Below are 21,411 nucleotides of genomic sequence, written 5' to 3' on the forward strand. Positions count from 1 at the left end.
AAATAATCCAAATAACTAATAATGAAGAATACTTTTTACGCATTTATGATTTTGCTTTCTATAAAATCATTTGCACAAGATTTTACAGGTTCCGCCATATACAAGACCGATATGAAAATGGAGCTAAAAATGGATAGTACGGAAACAAGTGCCAACCAAATGGACATGATTCAAGAGCAACTAAGATTTGCTATGCAAAAAGATTTTGAACTTACATTTAATAAAACCGAATCTAACTGGAGAGAGCTTGAAAAGTTGGATAAGCCGGCAGCTGCAAGCGGTATGAATGTACAAATTCAAATTGTTGGTAATGGTGGAGGCAGTGATGGGCTTTTGTACAAAAATACAAAGACAAAGAAGTCTCTAGAAAGCGCAGATGCCTTTGGTAAATTATTTTTAGTGGCAGATGAGTTAGAACCCGTAGAATGGGAAATGACTTCAGAAACAAAACAAATAGGGAAATACACTTGTTACAAAGCAATTTCTAAAAGAGAGGTTACAGAAACGGTTTTTTCTGATGTAAATGGAGAAAGCGAAGAAAAAAAGGAAAAGCGTATGCAGACCACAACAGTTTGGTACGCACCAGAAATACCTGTTAACCATGGTCCAGAAAGGTATTGGGGGTTGCCCGGTCTTATTTTAGAGGTAAGTAATGGAAGAAGAATTATGATATGTACTCAAGTAGTGCTAAACCCTGAAAAGCCTGTAACTATTGAGATACCATCAAAAGGTAAAAAAGTAGATGGAGAAGAGTATGAAGCCATTATGAAAGAACATGCCGAAAAGATGAATAAAATGTATGGTGGTGGAAAGAAAAAAGGACAACATTCTTCTTTTGAAATTAGAATAGGAGGATAAGCAAAAAGTAAACCTAGTTCTTACAAAAAGCAATCAATCAAAAAATGAACAGAATCATTATATCTCTTTGTATGGGGCTAGGCTTTCTATGCCATAATGTAAATGCACAAAAGATAACTTTAGAAGGTAAAGTTTCCGATAGTATCAACAATCCTTTAGAGTTAGCAAATGTTATAGCCATAAAAGAAAGTAACGGTGCCATTGCTTCTTATGGTATCACTGATGACCAGGGCAGGTATAAACTCAATCTGGATAAGGATAGTTTGTACTTATTAAGGGCAAGCTATTTAGGTTTTGAAACCTGGGAAGAACAATTTAAGGCCCTAAACGATTTAGAAAAAGATATTGTGCTCTCCGTTTCACCAAATCAATTGGACGGCGTTACGGTGGTTGAAGATTTTCCAGTAACGATTTCAGGAGATACCATTACGTACAATACGGATTCATTTACAACGGGTAAAGAGAAAAAATTAGAAGATGTTTTAGAAGAGTTGCCTGGCTTTGAAATTAATGATGAAGGACAAATTAAAGTTCAAGGTAAAGATGTGAGCAAAGTTTTGGTAGAGGGTAAAGAGTTTTTTGATGGCGATACAAAAATGGCGACCAAAAATATTCCGGCCAATGCTGTTGATAAGGTACAGGTTTTAAGAGATTTTAATGAGATTGGTCCTCTAAGCAGTGTTAACGACAGTGATGCTTTAGCCTTAAACATCAAATTAAAAGATGGTAAAAAGAATCTTTGGTTTGGTGATATTTCTGGCGGCCTTGGACCTCAAGACAGGTATTTGGCGCATCCCAATATCTTCTACTACTCACCTAAGTTTAATGTAAATTTTATTGGAGACCTTAATAATATTGGGCAACAAGCATTTACGCTACAAGACTATTTTAGGTTTAGTGGAGGGATTTCGAGTCTGGCAAAAAGATCAGGCTCATCGCTTAATCTTTCCAATGATGAGGTAGGTTTATCGCTTTTACAAAATAATAGGGCAAGAAATATAGATGCAAAGCTTGCGGCGCTTAATTTTAACTATAACCCTAATAAGAAAATCAGTTTTTCCGGCTTCGGAATTGTAACAGGTATAGATACCGAGCTCTCTTCAATCTCACAACGCACTTATATACGAGAAGATGGCGATAATAATGAACTGTTAACTTCAGATATTGAGCAAAAGAATACATCAGGACTTTTTAAACTTTCAACCACCTACACACCAGACGCTAAACTACATGTGAACTACGAAGCTTTTGTGAAGAATTCTGATATTACCGATGAAAACCAATTGAATTCTATCTTTTCAACCTTTAGTAACGCGATTCGTTCTACAAGAACAAGAGAGCCGTTTTCTGTGCAGCAGGTTTTAAATACATTTTACGCTAATAACGATAAGAATATTTATTCACTTGAATCTAACCATTTATACAAAAGACAACGCCCAAATTATGGTTTATTGGCCGAACAAGTTCCTTTTCCTGGCAGCGTTCCTTTAAATGGCGAGAGTCCTTTTGATTTATTTCAGGATAAGGAAATATTCACCAATACTTTTGATGTGGAATTTAACTATTACCGAGTTTTAAATGAAACCAATCATATCAGTTTTAAGTCTGGTATAAGTTTGAACAAGCAAAGCTTAACCTCAGGATTATCGGAACTGATTGATGGCAATAGACAAACGGTAGGTTCCGATAATGAATATGTAAACGATACCGAATTTAACTTTCAAGATATTTATTTTGGATTGGGATACCGAGTAAAATTTGGTAAGCTCACGGTTAGTCCAGGGTTGACCCTTCATAATTACGCAATAGATAATAGTCAGCAAAACCAAGTAACCGATTTGGACAAAGTTTTGCTACTGCCAAGCTTAAATTCTAGATATGAGTTCAACAGTACACAGTCTTTGCAATTTAGATATGCCCTGGAGGCGCAATTTCCAGATATTCAAAATCTGGTTGCGGCAAGAGAACTAAGAGGTTATAACAGTCTTTTTACCGGGAATAGAAATCTAAAAAACGAGTGGTATCATAATGCTAGCCTAAACTATAGCAATTTTAGCATGTTTACTTTTACGACCATTTATGGCGGACTTTCCTATCAGAAAAGATATGAGGGTATTGGCAATTCTGTAAATTTTATTGGATTGGATAGGGTGTCATCGCCAATAAATTTAAATACGCCAAATGAAACCTTCTCACTTTTTGGAACTTTTGAAAAACGCTTTCCGTTATGGAAAACAAAATTTGAAAGTAGATTGTCTTATAATAAGTTTAATACGGTTATCAATGGAGCGACGGATTTTAATGAATCTTTTAACCAAACCTATAAACTAGCTTTTGAAACGCGATTTAAGGAAGCACCAAATGCTGAAGTGGGTTTTAAAAAGCAATTAAATAACTATTCTAGCATAGCTATTGAGAACACTTTTATAACCAATAGTCCTTATGCTAATATTGAAGCTTTTTTCTTAAAAGGCTTTGCAATTACTGCTGACTACGAATACAATGATTATAAAAATAGGGATGGCGGAGTGAGCAGTACCTATGACTTTTTTAATGCCGCATTGTATTATCAAAAGGAAGATAGTAAATGGGAGTTCAAAATTTCTGGAATGAACTTGTTGAACACTACTACGATTAGACAAGATTCATTTTCAAATAACTTGATCAGCACTTTGGAGTATACCGTGCAACCAAGGTATTTTTTGGCTAGCATTAAATATGAATTATAATACCAATGGTAGTTAATTTATAATAAAAACTGTCAGGTCGAGTCTTTTCGAAGAAAAAGTATCGAGAACACATTTTTACAACAAAACTATTTTCCTATTTTTGCCTTTCAATTATGAGGAAGGATTTGACTGATTGCAACCTCGGTAAAAAATGCTAAAAAGTGGTGTAAACTTCTTTCAGCCTTTCCGTCAAATCTTCAGCACGTTTAAAAATAGAGAATGGCATATTTATTTACTTCTGAATCTGTTAGTGAAGGGCACCCAGATAAAGTTTCCGACCAAATTAGTGATGCACTTTTAGATAATTTTTTGGCTTTTGATGCCGATAGCAAAGTAGCTTGTGAAACGCTAGTTACCACAGGTCAAGTGGTATTGGCAGGCGAAGTGAAAAGCGATACCTATTTAGATGTACAGACCATTGCTAGAGATGTCATCAACAAAATTGGGTACACCAAAGGTGAATACCAGTTTAGTGGAGATTCTTGTGGGGTAATTTCATTGATTCATGAGCAATCACAAGATATTAACCAGGGTGTTGATAGAGCTACTAAAGAAGAGCAAGGTGCCGGTGACCAAGGTATGATGTTCGGGTATGCCACCAAAGAGACCGAAAATTATATGCCTTTGGCACTGGATATTTCACATAAGATTCTTCAAGTTTTAGCCGATTTACGAAGAGAGGGAAATCAAATTCCATATTTACGACCAGATGCCAAAGCACAGGTAACCATAGAATATTCTGATGATAATGTGCCACAGCGCATAGATACCATTGTGGTCTCTACCCAACATGACGATTTTGATGCTGATGAGAAGATGTTGGCAAAAATAAAGGCTGATATTATTTCTATTTTGATTCCAAAGGTGGTCGAATTGTTCCCTTCACATGTTCAGGAACTCTTTAATGATAAAATTCAATACCACATTAATCCAACAGGTAAGTTTGTGATTGGTGGACCACATGGAGATACCGGTTTAACGGGTAGAAAAATAATTGTGGACACCTATGGCGGAAAAGGCGCTCACGGTGGTGGTGCTTTTAGTGGTAAAGACCCAAGTAAAGTAGACCGAAGTGCTGCCTATGCGGCAAGACATGCGGCTAAAAACTTGGTAGCTGCGGGCGTGGCAGATGAAATTTTGGTTCAAGTAAGTTATGCGATTGGTGTGGTAGAACCTACGTCAATTTTTGTAGACTCTTATGGTACCGCCAAAGTGAATCTGACCGATGGTGAAATTGCTGAAAAAGTAGCTGGTTTGTTCGATATGCGACCTTTCGCTATTGAAGAAAGACTAAAACTTCGCAACCCAATTTATTTAGAGACGGCTGCCTATGGCCATATGGGTAAAACGCCAACTACGGTCACCAAGGTTTTTGAATCTCCGTATAATGGCAAAGTAGAGAAAGAAGTTGAACTCTTTACTTGGGAGAAATTAGACAGGGTTGATGAGGTTAAAGCAGCTTTTGAGCTTTAATCCCTCCGTCAACTTAGCTATGCTCGTTGACACCTCCCTTTGCTAAAGGGAGGAGCTTAATTCAGTTATTGGAACAAGCTCCCCTCTTAAAATTATCCTTAATCTCTTTAAGTACAGAAGGCAGATTATCAAAAACCCTTTTATTTTCGAATCGTATTACAGTAAATCCTAAAGCCTCCAATTCTTTAGTGCGTTTTTCATCATATTCTTGGGCATTAGAACTTTGATGAACTTCACCATCAAGCTCAATAACTAATTTTTCGGCAGCACAATAGAAATCTACGATATAAGAGTTTATACTATGTTGTTTTTGAAACCTGCGACCTTCCAATTGTTTGGCTTTAAGATATTTCCAAAGAAAAGCTTCTGCTGAAGTTAAGTTTTTGCGAAGCTCTTTTCGTTTAGTTAAAAGTTCTTTTTTGTTATGTATTTGTTTCATGGTTATAACTATTTAAAGATAGTAAAAGCTCCCCTCTTGTTTTTAAGAGGGGAATGAATTCCTGATTGTAATCAGGAAGAAAGAGGAGATTTTTTAGTTTATTTTCCATATCGGGCTAGTAAAAATCTCCGCTCTAATTACTTCGCATGAATTCACACCCCATAAATAAGGTAGGCCTTAATATTTTAAAATTTTCGCGTTTGGTTGGTTTGATTATTTAGTAGTTTTAGAAAATCAATCCAATCACTATGAAGTTCGTATCAAAATTTACTTTTCTTTTTGTATTTGCAGTACTACTTATCTCCTGCGGAAAAACAACTAAAAAAACTGAAACTGATGAGGTAGTTGACACCTACGTACAGGACAATTACACCAAAAAAGAGGTTGATATAAAAATGCGAGATGGTATCACCCTGCATACTACAATCTATTCCCCAAAAGACACGTCAAAAGAGTACCCCATTTTAATGCAGCGCACGCCATATAGTTCTAGACCTTATGGAGAGAATGAATTTAGAAAGCAGATCGGGCCTAATATCAATCTAATGAAGGAAGGCAATATTATTGTCTACCAAGATGTGCGCGGACGTTGGTTGAGTGAAGGGCACTACGAAAATATGCGAGCTTATATCCCTAATAAAACATCTAATAAGCAAGTTGATGAGAGTACCGATACCTATGACACGATTGATTGGCTGGTAAATAATGTTGAGAATAACAATGGCAATGTCGGTGTTTGGGGAATTTCGTACCCAGGGTATTATGCCACATACGCAACTATAGATGCGCATCCAGCATTAAAGGCTTCTTCACCACAAGCCTGTATTGGAGATTTCTTTTTTGATGATTTTCACCATAACGGTGCGTATTTATTAAGTTATTTTAGAGCCACATCTTTATTTGGTACCCCGAGACCAAATGGAGACCAACCGATAGATACAGCATGGTACACCTTACCAGATTTAAAAACAGAAGATCAATATCAGTTTTTTTTAGATGCTGGTCCTCTAAAGAATTTGAACTCATTCTTTGAATACGATATTAAAGACCAAGCCTCCTTGGCTCCAGATAATATGACCGATGATTATTTCTGGAATGAACTAAAAGAACACCCAAATTATGATGAACTGTGGCAGAGTAGAGGCTTAATTCAGAATTTGGATAAATCGAAATCGCACGTTGCAACGATGATTGTTGGTGGTTGGTTTGATGCAGAGGATTTATATGGACCACTGGAAACCTATAAGAACATAGAAAAGCATACAGAAGGTTACAATACCCTAGTTTTTGGGCCTTGGGACCACGGGCGTTGGGCCAGAAGGAGCGAACGTAACTTGGTAGGTAATTACTATTTTGGCGATTCTATTTCCAACTTTTTTCAAGATAAGATTGAGACGAAGTTTTTTAACCACTTTTTAAAAGGAGAAGCTGATGGTAATACCGGCTTACCTGAAGCTTATGTGTATGACTCTGGTAGAAAAGAGTGGAAGGAATACGATGCTTGGCCACCAAAAGGCGCAACAAAACAGCGAATGTTCTTATCTGAAAACCAAGCGTTAACTACTGACAAAAAGAGCGATGTTGGTCTCCAGTTTGTGAGTGACGTTAAAAAGCCCGTTCCCTATTCTGAAGATGTAAAATCTGTATTTACACCACGTAAATATATGACGGACGACCAGCGCTTCGCGGCTCGCCGCTCCGATGTTTTGGTGTTTGAAACCGAGGTTATGGAAGAAGACTTTACCCTAGCGGGTGATATTATGGCAAACCTAAAAGTTGCCACTACTGGTGATGCCGCAGATTGGATTGTAAAGGTGATAGACGTTCACCCGGCAGATGCAGAAACCAATGAGGAAATGCAAGACCATCTAAAAATGAGCAACTATCATTTAATGGTGCGTAGCGAGGTTTTGCGGGGCAGGTTTAGAAACAGTTTTTCCAACCCAGAACCCTTTGCACCTAATAAAAAGACAGACGTTAATATTAAACTGCAAGATGTTTTTCATACCATTAAGAAAGGGCATAGACTGCAAATACAAGTGCAGAGTACTTGGTTTCCTTTAATAGATTTAAACCCACAAACCTATGTGGATAATATCTTTAAGGCCGATGAAGACGACTTTAAGACCCAAACCCATACGGTATTTACAGATTCTAGTTTGGAGTTTACGGTGTTGCAATAAAAGGTATATGGATTTATTTGATTGAAAAACTTTAAAACATGAACATACAATGGATATGAAGGGTCAGAAAAAAGAAACACTTACGGTCAAACTTAATACGACGAAGAGAATTATGCAGATAGCGACTTTTGCTATTATTGTGGTGTTTTTAATTTTTATTTATCAAATGATAACACAAAATGAAGGTTTAGATAGAACATGGTTTCCAATACTTGTAGGCCCGTTAAGTATTATTGTGATATTGCTGGACAAAAAATACAAGAAGATAAAGGCAGAATTGGATAGTAGGGCATAAGTAGCGCTATATTCTAAAACAAAGGCCCATACTGTTTGATAAATTTTAGTTTGGAGTTTACGGTGTCGCAATAAAAAGAAGTTTGTAAAATACAGAGATATATACCCAATTTGGATGTATAAGTCTGTATTTTACGTATATATTAACGAGTTGTGCTTAATGTTGAAAAAACCAATTCGAATTGATATTTAGACCATTGAAATACGAAAAGTATGCGCAAAAAGCGGTTGATAAACTACAAGAACGGCAGCTAGCATTTCGAGCGAAATTTGATACGGAAAATTATGCTAGTTGGTTTTATAATCAATCAAGTGAAGCATTAAGATTGTATAGTGACGATAAAGAAATATACTTCCGATATATCCCTGTTGGAACATATTCGCTGAATACAAATACTTGGATGTGGGCTTGGGCTAACGAAGATTCTGTTGAGACTAGAAAATTTCGGACACTAAAGGTTAAAGAGTACGGAGAGAAAAAGAATTACGAAAATCTGACCAATGCGCACTTTAACGGAGATAAATACACAGGTTGGGAATCGACGGCAATTGCTTTCGACATAATTGGAGGAATTGGAACTTATCGAGTTATAACTGAGCATTTAGAAAAATACTTCCTATTAACCGAACAGATAACGAAAGAAGAAGTTGAAAAAATTGAGAGCGAACTAATTGAATGTAGTGCTCACGGAAAAATACGGAAAGCATTTATTTGTCAGCACTTGAACACGGAAACCAAAACAGGATTTGAAGAAGCTTTTGAGACCTATCGTGGAATGGAATTGGACGAAGATGACGACTTACAAGCTTGATGTTCAAAATGCGAAAAAAAGCGCATTAAAACGGACGGTTGGAATAACGAAACAATGGAATTTGCTAAAATTAAATTAGTCTGTGAAAGGTGTTACTTTGAGATAAAGGAATCCAATCTGGACTCAAAAAACACTAAGCACAACAAAACCTAAACGTAATGCGGACTTTTGGGCTTAGCCGAAAGGTCTATGTATATTTATGAAGTCGCAAAATCTTTGGGATTTTGCTTTAGAACTAAAAAAGAAAAAACAAAACCAAAAGTTTTTGCTTAGCGCGCAGACGGAAACGAAAAGTTTCCTTATCACCGCACCACGCTTAGCCGAGACCGTTACAGGTCATTAAAACCAGCCAATGATAAACAGCAAAGCAATCAACATTATTTTTATTTTGCTCATTCTATTTTCCTGCAAAGAGATAAAAAATGAAGCGGAAATTAAAACTGTTGCGGAAAAAAGTAATCTTCTAACGGAGACGACTAATCCAGTTATTGAGTCGTTTATAAATAAAATGATTAATGAAGAGCACTTCAAAGGCGTTGTACTTGTTGCAAAGAATGACAAAGTAATTCACACAAAAGGATATGGACTCGCTCAAGATTCGATTAGAAATACAATTGACACTAAATTTCACGTAGCATCAATTACCAAACAGTTTACCGCAGCCGCAATAATGCAACTGAAGGAAAAAAATGAATTAAACCTGCAAGAGTCTATAAATATATATCTACCTGAACATTATCGCTCTGACAAATGGAAAAATGTAACTATTCATCATCTTTTAACTCACACAAGTGGTATTGAAGACTATGCTGTTACAAGAGATTACTACCAAGTGGAAAAAGGGTTTTGCTTGGGCAATACTGTTGACGGAATGATTAAGGAAGCAATGACCAAAGAACTAAAATTTCCTTCAGGTTCTAAATTCGCATACGCTAATATTGGTTTTACCTTACTTGGACAAATTGTTGAAAATACAACTGGAAAGCCTTTTTCTATTTACCTAAAAGAAAATGTACTTCTACCGCAAGGAATGTATTCTTCATTTATTCATACAACCGATTATTCAATCTCAAGCAATGAGGCTGTCGGATATAGATGGAGTGATGAGTTGGGAAAACACATTTTGGATGATGTTGTCAGCCTTCCTGTTACACAAGCTGACGGAAATTTGGTAACAACATTAAACGATTTCTACAAATGGACTGATATTTATGTTAAACCTAAAAATAAAATCCTAAAAGATGCTTCTCTAAAAAAGATGCTAACACCTTTTAGTAAAGATGATGAATTAGGACCTGATGATTTATCTCAAATGTATGGTTATGGTATAAGTTTGAATGAAGGTACAATTTGCCATTCAGGTTACATTGTAGGATTTAGAAGTCATTTTATTGTGAATCCGATAAAAAACATACGAATATTTGTTTTTAGTAACAATGTTTCTGATAACCCTCGCAATGTTTCAACTGGAATTTACAAGATATTAAATAATACAAATAACGACCTGTAACAAAGGCTATAAGTAATTGCTTGTTCTCGCCTACTTCTGAAAATCCTCACGGATTTTTCAGCTTGGTGTGTACTTGCTAAGTTAAGTGCTAGTCCACGCAACGAGCCATACACAAAACCGTTAGTGGCAATTACATAACTGAAGAAAATAATTAGAACACCTGAATTAAATGGAATCAACTAGAAAATCCAATAAATCGAATTACAAATCCATAGGTTGGATAGTTGCTCTTGCATTCCTTCTTCTTTTTGCATTAAAATTCATTTATGGTGAACTGAATTATTTCAGATTTACAGAAGATGTCTTTGGAAGATATTGGCCCGTAAAATGGCCTCTAATTGGACATATAGCAGGTGGTGTTTTAGCATTAGTTATTGGACCATTTCAATTTTGGAAATACTTAAGAACAAAATATTTAAAACTTCATAAATATGTAGGGCGCATATATTTGATAGCCATTTTAATAAGCTCACTATGTTCAACTTATTTAGCTTGGACAGCTGCATTAGATATGAATTGGACTTGGGCAGTGAGTTTACAAGGTTTAGCAATTGCGTGGATTGGAACAACGTTTATGGCTTACCGAGCGATAGTAAAAAGGAGGATTCAAATTCATAAAGAATGGATGATTAGAAGCTACATTGTTACATTCGCATTCATACTTTTTAGATGGTTAGTTTATCATCCTTACATTACAGAATTAGGTGACTTTTTCGAAAGAGCACCTACAATGGTTTGGATTTCTTGGGTGATTCCCCTTTTTTTCACAGAGATAATTCTGCAATGGAATAAAAAATAACAGCCACTAACAAAGAACTGAGATAAAAAACAAGTCTTTTGTTCTTTCTAATTATTCATCAATTTAATCAGGTTCAAACTTAAACCGTATATGGTTTACTGCTAGTACTCGCCTTCTTCTGATTCCCGCAAGCTTTCGGTATGTGGGTTTTCTATTCGGTTTGTATTTGACGAAACACAAAACCAACCATATACAAGACCGTTATTTCGAACCGAAAAAAGTAAGTGTGCGAACTCTCAAATAAAATCCACCAAACCACTAGACTTTTGTTAAATTTTTAAATTCCATTAGGTTTTTAAATTTTTCTGACCTTATATTTGTCTTAGAATATACCTTGTGTTATTCTTAAAGTTCAAACACGTATTGAATAGTTATCAAGAAAGGTGGAGGGATTAGACCCTATGAAGCCTTAGCAACCCTTAGCTCGTGCTGATGCCAATCAGCATCTAAGAAGGTGCTAAATTCTATCTTTATCCTGAACTCGTTTCAGGACTTGTTGAATCTATCGACTTGGTTTAAAGAATAGATAACGAAAAACAAATAGCCTTAAACGGCTATCTTTTCTATTTCTTATAACTTTTTGATTTTACCTAACTATCGTCGGATAGCGGGGGTTTGGCTTTTTATTTTTTCTGCGAAGGCAGAAATCTATTTAAAAACCAGTATTCCTTAAGACAGAAACGGAATACATAAAAACAAAATCATGAGTAATCAAAAATTAGCAACAAATGCCCTACATGCTGGGCACGACACTACACAAACTGGTGGGACAAGGGCAGTGCCTATTTACCAAACGTCGTCTTATGTCTTTAATGACACGGACCATGCCGCAAATCTTTTTTCTTTAGGCGAGCTTGGGTTCATTTACACCCGTTTGAACAACCCGACCAATCAAATACTACAAGATAGACTTGCTGCCGTTGAAGGTGGGGTAGGAGCAGTGGTATTTGCTTCTGGTACTGCAGCAATTTCTACTGGACTTTTAACCTTATTAAAGGCCGGGGATCATATCGTAGCTTCGAGCAGCTTGTATGGTGGTACTTTTAACCTGTTAAATGTGACCCTTCCGAGATTGGGTATTACCACCACTTTTGTTGATGCTTCTGACCCTACTAATTTTGGAGCTGCGGTTCAAGAAAATACCAGGGCCATCTTTGTGGAGTCTTTAGGAAATCCAAAACTGGATGTATTGGATTTAAAAGGAATTTCGAAAGAAGCAAAGGCTGCAAAAGTGCCATTTATTGTTGATAATACCGTGGCAACTCCGGGCTTGTTAAACCCAATTGAACATGGCGCAAACCTTGTAATACATTCATTGACAAAATACATTGGCGGACAAGGTACTTCACTTGGTGGAGCAATCATTGATGCTGGAACTTTTGATTGGACCAATGGTAAATTTCCAGAATTCACCGAGCCATCTGCCGGCTATCACGGATTGGTGTATAGCGAAGCTTTAGGGGCTGCTGCATTTACCTTTAAATTGATTTTAGAAGGCTTACGCGATTTTGGTGGGGCTTTAAGTCCTTTCAATGCTTTTCAGATAATTCAAGGTTTGGAAACCTTGCCCGTACGAATCAAGCAGCATAGTGCAAACGCACTGGAATTAGCTGAATGGTTGCAGAATAGGGAAGAAGTGGCCTGGGTGAATTACCCTGGACTAAAAGGAAATAAATACTACGATTTAGCCCAAGAATATTTACCAAAAGGGCAAAGCGGATTGGTCACCTTTGGTGTAAAAGGTGGATTTGAAGCGGCGAAAAAGCTAACGGATGCCACTAAGGTATTCTCTTTATTGGCAAATATTGGAGATACCAAATCTTTAATTATTCACCCAGCAAGTACCACCCATCAACAATTGACCGAAGAGCAACAAGAAAGCGCCGGTGTTGGTCAAGATTTGATTCGACTTTCGGTTGGTCTAGAGGATATCAATGATTTAAAAGAAGATTTAGAACAAGCGTTCGCAGCAGTAGGAAAACCAGTTTTGGCTTAATGTTTTACCTGTAAGTTCGAGCGGAGTCGAGAACGATTTATTAGACATCTCGACTCCCCTCGATATAACAGGAATGTAATTTTAAAGTAATGCTTCACCAACTAGAAATTAAAGATTTCACCACCTTAAGCGGTCATCAACAAGACATTCAGCTATCGTATGAGCTGTTTGGTCAACCTTTACATACTGCGCCAATTGTATTAGTGAACCACGCCTTAACAGGTAATTCTAATGTTGCCGGTGAAAAAGGATGGTGGTTGGATATTATTGGAGAAGAAAAATGTATAGATACAAACGCATACACCATTCTTTCCTTTAATATTCCGGGTAACGGTTATGATGGATTCGTCATTGAAAATTACAAAGATTTTGTGGCCGGTGATATCGCTAAAATCTTTCTGCTGGGTTTAAAGCAGTTAGAAATTTCAAAGCTATTTGCATTAATAGGTGGGTCTTTAGGTGGAGGAATTGCCTGGGAAATGGCGGCTATAAACCCGGAAATTACCGAGCATTTAATTCCCGTTGCATCGGATTGGAAATCTACCGATTGGCTTATTGCCAATTGCCAGATTCAAGAACAGATTCTAATCAATAGTCGGCAGCCTGTTCATGACGCGCGTATGCATGCTATGCTTTGTTACCGTACGCCAGAATCTTTTAAGGAACGATTTCAAAGGGGAACCAATGAAGAATTACAAGTCTTTAACGTAGAAAGTTGGTTGTTGCATCATGGTAAAAAGTTACAAGAGCGCTTTCAGTTGTCTGCCTATAAATTAATGAATCAGTTATTGCGTACGATTGATATTACCAGAGATGGGAATAAGGCTTTTGAGGAGTTACAGAATAGTGCGACCAATATTCATATTATCGGGGTAAATTCTGATTTGTTTTTTACCGCGGAAGAAAATAAAGAGACGTTCAAACAGCTTGCGCAGACCAAAAGCAATGTCACTTATGGCGAGGTAGAGTCCGTTCATGGGCATGATGCTTTTTTAATGGAGTTTCAACAACTAGAAAAACTCTTGAAAGGTGTTTTTCAAAAAGAAAAGACCCAGAGAGGGCTTAAGATTTTAAAGTTTGGTGGTAAATCTTTAAGCAATGGAAAAGGGTTGGAACGTGTGCTTCAAATTATAGAAGATACACACACCAAAGGTGGGCCTATTGGGGTGGTATTGTCTGCTCGTGAAAATGCAACCAATACCCTAGAAGGTTTGTTGCAAGATGCCGTAAAAGGCGAGATGAACAGTGAATTATTATCAAATTTTGAACAGTATCAAAAGTCTTTTAGTTCAACAATCGACTATGGCCATGAAATAGCACATTTATCAAAACGATTAGAGGGTGTTTCTTTGATTGGGGACTATAGCTCAAAAACCAAAGATGAGGTACTATCCGTTGGAGAATTGATTTCATGCAAATTGGTGGTGGCTTTGCTACAAGAAAGGGGCTTGCCTGCGGTATTGATAGATTCTAGAAACTTACTTCGCACCGATAGTAATTTTGGTAATGCACAGATTGATGAAGCCGTTTCAAAAACAAATGTAGTGCAAAGATTTTCAGAACTACCGATAGATTGTATACCTATTATTACCGGATTTATCGCAGCCAATGAAAACGGTGAAACTACGACCTTAGGTAGAAACGGCAGTAATTATACAGCTGCGCTTTTTGCAAATTATTTAGATGCCGAAGAGGTGTTAAACTATACGCATGTAGATGGAATTTTTACGGCAAACCCCGACTATGTAAAAGAAGCAAGGGTAATTGAGTACCTGTCTTATGCAGAGGCCAACGAATTGGCGAATTTTGGGGCAACGGTTTTACACGCAAAAACAATTATTCCACTAATTGAGAAAAATATTCCATTCCGAATTTTAAACACCTTCAATCAAAATTCAAAAGGGACCCTTATCAGTTCAAAAACAAAGAAAGATGGTATTAAATCACTTTCTGTTATCGAAAACGTTTCCTTAATAAACCTAGAAGGTAGGGGGCTGTTGGGCAAAGTTGGTGTAGATGCCAGAATCTTCTCCACCCTTGAAAGACATCAGATTAACGTGGGTATTATTTCCCAAGGATCTTCAGAACGCGGTATTGGTTTGGTAGTGGCTGCGGATAGGGCAGAGGAGGCGAAAAGAGCCCTAGATCTTGAATTCACGTCTGACTATTCGGCAAAAGATGTAAATACCATTACCATTAAAAAAGACATTTCGGTCATATCAATTGTAGGGCAAGATTTAAGCACGTTTCATGAGCCTTATAATGCATTGATCAAGAATGGTATTGTTCCGCTATTGTTCAATAATACAATTTCGGGTAAAAATATAAGTCTGGTGGTAGAAAGCGGTGTTTTACAAAAAGCACTGAATGTCATGCACGGTCAAATCTTTGGGGTTAGCAAACGTATCAATTTGGTGGTATTTGGGCATGGCACCGTAGGCGGTACCTTTATTGAGCAATTGTTAGACTCACAAGATAAAATTAAACACCGAAAAGGGCTTGATTTGAGAGTTTTTGCCGTTGCCAATTCCAAAAAGTTGTTGTTGAATGCCAATGGTATTCAAAAAGATTGGAAACAAGATTTAGCGACAAAGGGCTCATCTTATAATTTGGGCGATATTGTGAATTTTGCCAATGAAAACCATTTAGAAAATTTAATAGCTATTGATAATACAGCGAGTACTGATTTTGTCAACAATTACTTTGAATTGATTGCCGCTGGTTTTAATCTGGTATCATCAAATAAAATCGCGAACACCCTCGATTTTGATTATTATCGGTTGGTGCGAAAAAACCTTGCTAAGTATCAAAAACAATATTTGTATGAAACCAACGTAGGTGCGGGGTTGCCTCTAATTGATACCATAAAACTATTGCATTTATCCGGGGAAAATATCACTCGGATAAAAGGTGTTTTCTCGGGTTCTTTAAGCTACATATTCAACACGTTTTCTGAGGCCGAAGTTCCTTTTTCTGAGGTAATGAAAGAAGCAATGTCAAAAGGGTTTACAGAACCTGACCCTAGAGAAGACTTGTCTGGGAATGATGTGGCCCGAAAGCTATTGATTTTGGCCCGTGAATTAGAACTTAAGAATGAGTTTGCCGACATCAATATTGAAAGCTTAATTCCTCCAGAATTACGAAAAGTAAGTAAAGAAGAGTTCCTTGGTAAATCAACTGTTTTAAATCAAAAGTTTGAGAGCATAAAAAAAGCACAGCAAGAAAATCATGTATTGCGATATGTGGGTGATTTATATGGTGATTTGCAGAAAGATAAAGGTATTTTAGAGGTGAAGTTGATTTCGGTACCTAAGGGCAGTGCTTTGGGCCAAATATCGGGTTCAGACTCTATTATTGAAATTTTTACGGAGTCTTATGGAGAAAATCCGATTGTCATTCAAGGAGCCGGGGCAGGAGCTGCGGTTACTGCCAGAGGCGTTTTTGGTGATGTTTTACGAATAGCGGAGAAATTGTAATAAAGTTTAATCTAGAGATTGTCCCCTTAGGGGGCTTTAGGGGTGTAATTAAAACTAATAATAGATTCCTGCCTTTGTAGGACTGATACAAAATGGATAACAAAAAATTCGAGACCAAAGCAATAAGAACGCAAATAGAGCGTACACAGTTTCTAGAGCATTCAAGTCCTTTATATCTAACTTCAAGTTTTGTCTTTGAAGATGCCGAAGACATGCGAGCTTCGTTTGCTGAGGAAAAAGACCGGAATATTTATTCTCGTTATTCCAATCCTAATTCAAATGAGTTTGTGGAAAAAGTTTGCGAAATGGAAGGTGCTGAAGCAGGCTTTGCATTTGCTTCTGGCATGGCAGCGGTTTTTTCAACCTTGGCCGCATTATTGAATAGCGGCGACCATATTCTCTCCGCAGGTAATATTTTTGGCTCGACACATTCCTTGTTCAATAACTTCTTTCCGAAATGGAATATCTCCCACAGTTATTTTCCTATTGATGATTTTGATGTTATAGAAGGTTTGATTACCCCGAATACCAAGTTAATCTATGCTGAATCACCAACGAATCCGGGTGTTGATGTTCTAGATTTGGAGGTTTTAGGAGGCATAGCTAAAAAGCACAACCTCATTTTGGTTATTGATAATTGTTTTGCTTCTCCTTATCTACAACAACCCATACGATTTGGTGCTGATTTGGTGATTCACTCAGGCACCAAATTAATGGATGGCCAAGGACGCGTGTTGGCCGGAATTACAGTCGGTAGTTCAGAATTAATTGATAAAGTGTATCGCTTTTCGCGTATTACGGGTCCTGCACTTTCTCCCTTTAATGCTTGGGTACTTTCAAAAAGTTTGGAGACTTTGGCAATTCGTGTAGATAGGCATTGTGAAAATGCATTAAAAGTGGCGGAGTTTCTTGAAAGTCATGAGAAAGTGAATTGGGTAAAATATCCTTTTCTAAAATCGCACCCTAAATATGAAGTTGCAAAAAAACAAATGAAAGCTGGGGGTTGTGTGGTCGCTTTTGAGCTAAAAGGTGGATTAAAGGCAGGTCAAAAATTCTTCGACTCCATCAAGCTATTGTCACTCTCTGCTAACTTGGGCGATTCGAGGAGTATTGTAACACATCCAGCATCTACAACACATAGCAAACTTACTAATGAAGAGCGTCTAGCATCTGGAATAACCGATGGTATGGTGCGCATTTCAGTGGGCCTAGAGCATAGCGATGATATCATTGCTGATATACAACAAGCATTACCTTAAATTCATTTTGACTTTAGATGGGTTTGACCCTAAAGGATACTTTTACTCAAACCCAAATGATTTTATACCCTTATGACTTACTTTAATAGCTTCCAAAGGTTTCATGGTAAAGGTTTTGTCTTGTTCAACCATATAGTATTCCATTCCCGACTTATCTTTTTCGGCCAAAATGCGGGCAAAGTCAATAGTGCCATTACCTACTGGGGCAAACTTACCTTCTTTATCCATGTCTTTTACATGCCATATCTTAAAGCGTCCAGGATACTTTTCGAAGTAGGCTAGGGGATCGGCCTTTGCTTTGGTCACCCAAAAGAGGTCCATTTGAAAATTCACATATTTTGGGTCGCAGTTTTCTAATAAGTAGTCAATAGGAACAATACCATCGGCATCTCTAACGAATTCAAAGTCGTGATTGTGGTATAATAGTTTGAGTCCAGCTTTAGCCGCTTTTTTGCCCAGTTCATCAAGAATATTAGCCAAGTTTTCCGCACCACCGGTCATACTCATCGTATTAGTGGTAGTATCATAATTAAACAAGCCCATTGGCGGAATCGGCACCACAAAATATTCAAAACCAGCGGCTTTTGCATGCGCCATTTCAATATCGGCATTGTCTAAAGTCACACTGCTTTGGTGGGTGCTAACGGGTATTAGGTTTTGTTCTTTAAGAAAAGCTTTAAAATTCGCAGGAGTCATACCGTAATATTTTCCGTCTTTATAACCCGCTGCTTCTACGTAGGCATAACCTGTTTCAGATACGGTTTTTAATGTCTTTTTAGCATCTTCTGTCATAGCATCCCTAACGGTGTATAATGCTAACCCGCCCATTTTTGATTTTGTGGTACAGGATAAAACGGTAAAGATTAATGATATCATTAAAAAGGTACTTTTTGAAAAATTACGGTTAAAAATTTTCATTAAATGAGAAATTAGTTTGTTTAGGTTTTAAAAATAGTATTTTTTGAGTTGTGCGTACTAAACCCAAACCAAGAGGCGCAGTGTTAGCTATTACCATGGCATGGCTTTGTCAAATTTTCCTATCTTCGTCTTATGCTCTCTAAGAAGACGAAATACGGACTTAAAGCACTGACATTCTTGGCTTCACAACCAGATAGGGAACCTGTGCAGATTGCTGAAGTTGCAAAACAAGAAAATATTTCCCAAAAATTTTTAGAAAGTATTTTACTAACGTTGCGTAGAAATGGTTTTTTAGGCTCAAAAAAAGGAAAAGGCGGTGGGTATTATTTAATTAAAGAACCGAAAGACATTCAAATGACTTCTGTCATGCGGGTGTTGGAAGGACCTATCGCTATGGTACCCTGTGTAAGTCTCAACTTCTATGAAAAATGTGATGATTGCCCTAATGAGGGTGTTTGTTCGGTGAATAAGTTAATGCTTAAGGTACGCGATGCCAATTTGGAGGTCTACCGGAATACAACTCTAGCTGACTTAATTTCTTAAATTTTTCGAATTCTATTTTTTAATTTTCCTAAAAAAGTGTCTGCAATTTTATTAATCTACAAAAACCATAGGGTTAACATAAATTTAATTTGAATTTATATTTCAAGATTGGAAATTTGTTTTATGTTTGTAATTCCTATTAAATCTATAGGATAATAAATTATGATAACGGAACAATTGATTTTAAGTTCAAAAGAGGAGAAAACTACCTATTCTAAAGATAAGAATTCAGAGAGCCCAAAAAGGAGTATTGCAAAGTCAATTAGTTGGAGGGCAATAGGAACCTTAGACACCATCATAATATCTTGGATAGTGACCGGCACGCTTAGTTTGGCTTTTTCAATAGGATTTATTGAACTAGTAACCAAAATGGTGCTCTACTTTTTTCATGAAAGAATTTGGAATAATATTAACTGGGGTAAATAATAAGCTATGTCTGAAGAACAGTTGCCATTATGGAACACACAACTGAAGGGAATACCTCCTCAAGAGATTATTGCTTGGGCCATACAGCATGGAAATAAACCTGTTGTTACCACTAATTTTAGGCCTTACGAAGTAGCTATTTTGCATGCAGTTACCGATGTTAGCTCTCGAATTCCTGTAATATGGTGCGATACAGGTTACAATACACCACAAACCTATAAACATGCCGAAGATATCATTTCAAGGTTAGCATTGAACATAGAACTTTATGTCCCGAAACAAACATCATCACATCGAGATGCCGTGATGGGGATTCCTAATGTAGAAAGTCCATTGCATAAAGAATTTACAGAACAAGTGAAATTGGAGCCTTTTAGAAGGGCGATGGAAGAACACAAACCGGACGTATGGTTCACCAACCTGAGAAAGGGTCAGACTGCGCATAGAAATTCTTTAGATATCTTGAGCTTAGGTGCTGACGGCGTTCTTAAAGTGAGTCCATTTTATTATTGGAGCGACGCACAACTTGATGCCTATTTAGAAGAATATAATTTGCCAAACGAGCACAAATATTTTGACCCGACCAAGGTTTTAGAAAATCGCGAATGTGGTCTGCATATATAGCCTAATCAGAAAACGGAGTAAAACCTTCTCTTAAAAATACCGTTAAAGAATTAAGTATAGGAGAAGGTTTTATAAAAACAAAGAGCATTGAATAATACGATACAAGAAATAAAGAAACCAATAGTGAATAAGAGCCTCAATACGTTAAAGGCAAATGCCTTGGAAAGCGAGGCCATTTACATTTTTAGGGAAGTTGTGGCGCAGTTCGAAAGACCGGTGCTATTATTTTCTGGGGGTAAAGATTCCATTACGCTAGTGCGATTGGCTCAAAAAGCCTTCTGGCCTGCCAAAATTCCTTTTCCTTTAATGCATATTGATACAGGCCATAACTTTCCTGAAACTATTGCTTTTCGCGATAAATTGGTCAAAGAACTAGGTGTTGAACTTATTGTTCGTAATGTGCAAGACTCCATTGATGAAGGAAAAGTAATAGAAGAGACTGGTAAATACGCAAGCCGTAACATGCTTCAAACCACCACCCTGTTAGATGCTATAGAAGAATTTAAGTTTGATGCATGTATTGGAGGTGCTCGAAGGGATGAAGAGAAAGCACGTGCCAAAGAGCGGGTTTTTTCGGTACGTGATGATTTTGGGCAATGGGATGAAAAAAACCAAAGGCCCGAGTTATTCGATTTGCTAAATGGTAAAATTGAGTTGGGCCAGAATGTTCGTGTATTTCCAATAAGTAATTGGACAGAACTTGATGTTTGGAGTTATATCGAAAAAGAGGCAATAGAAATTCCATCAATCTATTTTGCTCATAAACGTAAAACCTTTGTACGGGATGGTTTGATTTGGTCGGCCGAGGATGAAGTGGTTTTTAGAGCTGAAGATGAGGTGGTGGAAGAGCGAACGGTTCGTTTTAGAACCGTTGGCGATATGTCATGCACGGCGGCAGTTGAGTCGTATGCTGATACTATTGAAAAAGTAGTATCGGAAATTCGTGATTCAAAAATCTCTGAACGTGGGGCACGTATCGATGACAAACGTTCTGAGGCAGCTATGGAAAAAAGAAAACAACAAGGTTATTTTTAAAATTAATTGATTGTCATTCCTGCGAATGCAGGAATCT

17 protein-coding genes and 1 riboswitch are annotated in these 21,411 nt (G+C 37.2%); of the genes, 15 read left to right on the forward strand and 2 right to left on the reverse strand.

The features are described 5' to 3' along the window. Positions 1 to 21: 21 nt before the first annotated feature. The 3 genes from ACZ1GR_RS13845 (at position 22) to metK (ending at position 5,060) form a co-directional block, all read left to right on the forward strand. Entirely contained in the window at positions 22 to 858 is an 837-nt protein-coding gene (locus ACZ1GR_RS13845) for a GLPGLI family protein (protein WP_472609513.1), read from the forward strand. Between the two features lie 44 nt (positions 859 to 902). Continuing rightward, positions 903 to 3,587, forward strand: coding sequence for a carboxypeptidase-like regulatory domain-containing protein (locus ACZ1GR_RS13850; RefSeq protein ID WP_472609514.1), 2,685 nt, complete (start codon positions 903 to 905; stop codon positions 3,585 to 3,587). A gap of 219 nt (positions 3,588 to 3,806) precedes the next feature. Further along, entirely contained in the window at positions 3,807 to 5,060 is a 1,254-nt protein-coding gene (gene metK, locus ACZ1GR_RS13855) for a methionine adenosyltransferase (protein ID WP_472609515.1), read from the forward strand. Positions 5,061 to 5,121: 61 nt separating this feature from the next. Here the strand turns inward: metK and ACZ1GR_RS13860 are convergent, their stop codons facing one another. Then, positions 5,122 to 5,499 (reverse strand): endonuclease domain-containing protein, encoded by a 378-nt coding sequence (locus ACZ1GR_RS13860; RefSeq protein ID WP_472609516.1) that lies wholly within the window; start codon positions 5,497 to 5,499, stop codon positions 5,122 to 5,124. Between the two features lie 248 nt (positions 5,500 to 5,747). On the opposite strand from ACZ1GR_RS13860, the gene ACZ1GR_RS13865 reads away from it, so the two are divergent. The 8 genes from ACZ1GR_RS13865 to ACZ1GR_RS13900 all read left to right on the forward strand — a co-directional run bounded on the left by ACZ1GR_RS13865 (position 5,748) and on the right by ACZ1GR_RS13900 (position 17,828). Then, positions 5,748 to 7,682, forward strand: a complete 1,935-nt coding sequence (locus ACZ1GR_RS13865; RefSeq protein ID WP_472609517.1) for a CocE/NonD family hydrolase — start codon at positions 5,748 to 5,750, stop codon at positions 7,680 to 7,682. Between the two features lie 55 nt (positions 7,683 to 7,737). Continuing rightward, the gene (locus tag ACZ1GR_RS13870; RefSeq protein WP_472609518.1) at positions 7,738 to 7,977 is read left to right on the forward strand and encodes a hypothetical protein; all 240 of its coding nucleotides are present in this window, start codon (positions 7,738 to 7,740) and stop codon (positions 7,975 to 7,977) included. 196 nt (positions 7,978 to 8,173) lie between these two features. Next, a complete protein-coding gene (locus tag ACZ1GR_RS13875; RefSeq protein ID WP_472609519.1) occupies positions 8,174 to 8,788 on the forward strand; it encodes a DUF6882 domain-containing protein in 615 nt (204 codons plus the stop codon). Positions 8,789 to 9,140: 352 nt separating this feature from the next. After that, positions 9,141 to 10,298 (forward strand): serine hydrolase domain-containing protein, encoded by a 1,158-nt coding sequence (locus tag ACZ1GR_RS13880; RefSeq protein ID WP_472609520.1) that lies wholly within the window; start codon positions 9,141 to 9,143, stop codon positions 10,296 to 10,298. A gap of 169 nt (positions 10,299 to 10,467) precedes the next feature. Continuing rightward, complete coding sequence (locus tag ACZ1GR_RS13885) at positions 10,468 to 11,097, forward strand: DUF2306 domain-containing protein (protein WP_472609521.1); 630 nt, start codon at positions 10,468 to 10,470, stop codon at positions 11,095 to 11,097. A gap of 368 nt (positions 11,098 to 11,465) precedes the next feature. Beyond that, positions 11,466 to 11,600: riboswitch (SAM riboswitch) on the forward strand. A gap of 200 nt (positions 11,601 to 11,800) precedes the next feature. Continuing rightward, entirely contained in the window at positions 11,801 to 13,093 is a 1,293-nt protein-coding gene (locus tag ACZ1GR_RS13890; RefSeq protein ID WP_472609522.1) for an O-acetylhomoserine aminocarboxypropyltransferase/cysteine synthase family protein, read from the forward strand. An 89-nt stretch (positions 13,094 to 13,182) separates the two neighbouring features. Further along, positions 13,183 to 16,569, forward strand: a complete 3,387-nt coding sequence (thrA, locus tag ACZ1GR_RS13895) for a bifunctional aspartate kinase/homoserine dehydrogenase I (RefSeq protein WP_472609523.1) — start codon at positions 13,183 to 13,185, stop codon at positions 16,567 to 16,569. A 92-nt stretch (positions 16,570 to 16,661) separates the two neighbouring features. Beyond that, complete coding sequence (locus ACZ1GR_RS13900; protein WP_472609524.1) at positions 16,662 to 17,828, forward strand: trans-sulfuration enzyme family protein; 1,167 nt, start codon at positions 16,662 to 16,664, stop codon at positions 17,826 to 17,828. A 42-nt stretch (positions 17,829 to 17,870) separates the two neighbouring features. Here ACZ1GR_RS13900 and ACZ1GR_RS13905 read toward each other — a convergent pair whose 3' ends face one another. After that, complete coding sequence (locus ACZ1GR_RS13905) at positions 17,871 to 18,704, reverse strand: sugar phosphate isomerase/epimerase family protein (RefSeq protein ID WP_472609525.1); 834 nt, start codon at positions 18,702 to 18,704, stop codon at positions 17,871 to 17,873. Between the two features lie 174 nt (positions 18,705 to 18,878). On the opposite strand from ACZ1GR_RS13905, the gene ACZ1GR_RS13910 reads away from it, so the two are divergent. The 4 genes from ACZ1GR_RS13910 (at position 18,879) to cysD (ending at position 21,374) form a co-directional block, all read left to right on the forward strand. Continuing rightward, positions 18,879 to 19,289: an RrF2 family transcriptional regulator gene (locus ACZ1GR_RS13910; protein ID WP_377767285.1), complete on the forward strand. Its 411-nt coding sequence runs from the start codon at positions 18,879 to 18,881 to the stop codon at positions 19,287 to 19,289. Positions 19,290 to 19,451: 162 nt separating this feature from the next. Beyond that, positions 19,452 to 19,715, forward strand: a complete 264-nt coding sequence (locus ACZ1GR_RS13915; RefSeq protein WP_472609526.1) for a DUF2061 domain-containing protein — start codon at positions 19,452 to 19,454, stop codon at positions 19,713 to 19,715. Positions 19,716 to 19,721: 6 nt separating this feature from the next. Next, entirely contained in the window at positions 19,722 to 20,339 is a 618-nt protein-coding gene (locus ACZ1GR_RS13920) for a phosphoadenosine phosphosulfate reductase domain-containing protein (protein ID WP_472609527.1), read from the forward strand. A gap of 123 nt (positions 20,340 to 20,462) precedes the next feature. Continuing rightward, positions 20,463 to 21,374 carry a sulfate adenylyltransferase subunit CysD gene (gene cysD, locus ACZ1GR_RS13925; protein WP_472611822.1) on the forward strand — a complete coding sequence of 304 codons (912 nt, stop codon included), beginning with the start codon at positions 20,463 to 20,465 and terminating at the stop codon, positions 21,372 to 21,374. Positions 21,375 to 21,411 lie beyond the last annotated feature (37 nt).

It is taken from the genome of Croceitalea sp. W27, from assembly GCF_055693185.1.

Coding starts and splice junctions, on each gene's coding strand:
- ACZ1GR_RS13845 (WP_472609513.1), top strand. CDS start 22: ATGAAGAATACTTTTTACGCATTTATGATTTTGCTTTCTATAAAATCA.
- ACZ1GR_RS13850 (WP_472609514.1), top strand. CDS start 903: ATGAACAGAATCATTATATCTCTTTGTATGGGGCTAGGCTTTCTATGC.
- metK (WP_472609515.1), top strand. CDS start 3,807: ATGGCATATTTATTTACTTCTGAATCTGTTAGTGAAGGGCACCCAGAT.
- ACZ1GR_RS13860 (WP_472609516.1), bottom strand. CDS start 5,499: ATGAAACAAATACATAACAAAAAAGAACTTTTAACTAAACGAAAAGAG.
- ACZ1GR_RS13865 (WP_472609517.1), top strand. CDS start 5,748: ATGAAGTTCGTATCAAAATTTACTTTTCTTTTTGTATTTGCAGTACTA.
- ACZ1GR_RS13870 (WP_472609518.1), top strand. CDS start 7,738: ATGAAGGGTCAGAAAAAAGAAACACTTACGGTCAAACTTAATACGACG.
- ACZ1GR_RS13880 (WP_472609520.1), top strand. CDS start 9,141: ATGATAAACAGCAAAGCAATCAACATTATTTTTATTTTGCTCATTCTA.
- ACZ1GR_RS13885 (WP_472609521.1), top strand. CDS start 10,468: ATGGAATCAACTAGAAAATCCAATAAATCGAATTACAAATCCATAGGT.
- ACZ1GR_RS13890 (WP_472609522.1), top strand. CDS start 11,801: ATGAGTAATCAAAAATTAGCAACAAATGCCCTACATGCTGGGCACGAC.
- thrA (WP_472609523.1), top strand. CDS start 13,183: ATGCTTCACCAACTAGAAATTAAAGATTTCACCACCTTAAGCGGTCAT.
- ACZ1GR_RS13900 (WP_472609524.1), top strand. CDS start 16,662: ATGGATAACAAAAAATTCGAGACCAAAGCAATAAGAACGCAAATAGAG.
- ACZ1GR_RS13905 (WP_472609525.1), bottom strand. CDS start 18,704: ATGATATCATTAATCTTTACCGTTTTATCCTGTACCACAAAATCAAAA.
- ACZ1GR_RS13910 (WP_377767285.1), top strand. CDS start 18,879: ATGCTCTCTAAGAAGACGAAATACGGACTTAAAGCACTGACATTCTTG.
- ACZ1GR_RS13915 (WP_472609526.1), top strand. CDS start 19,452: ATGATAACGGAACAATTGATTTTAAGTTCAAAAGAGGAGAAAACTACC.
- ACZ1GR_RS13920 (WP_472609527.1), top strand. CDS start 19,722: ATGTCTGAAGAACAGTTGCCATTATGGAACACACAACTGAAGGGAATA.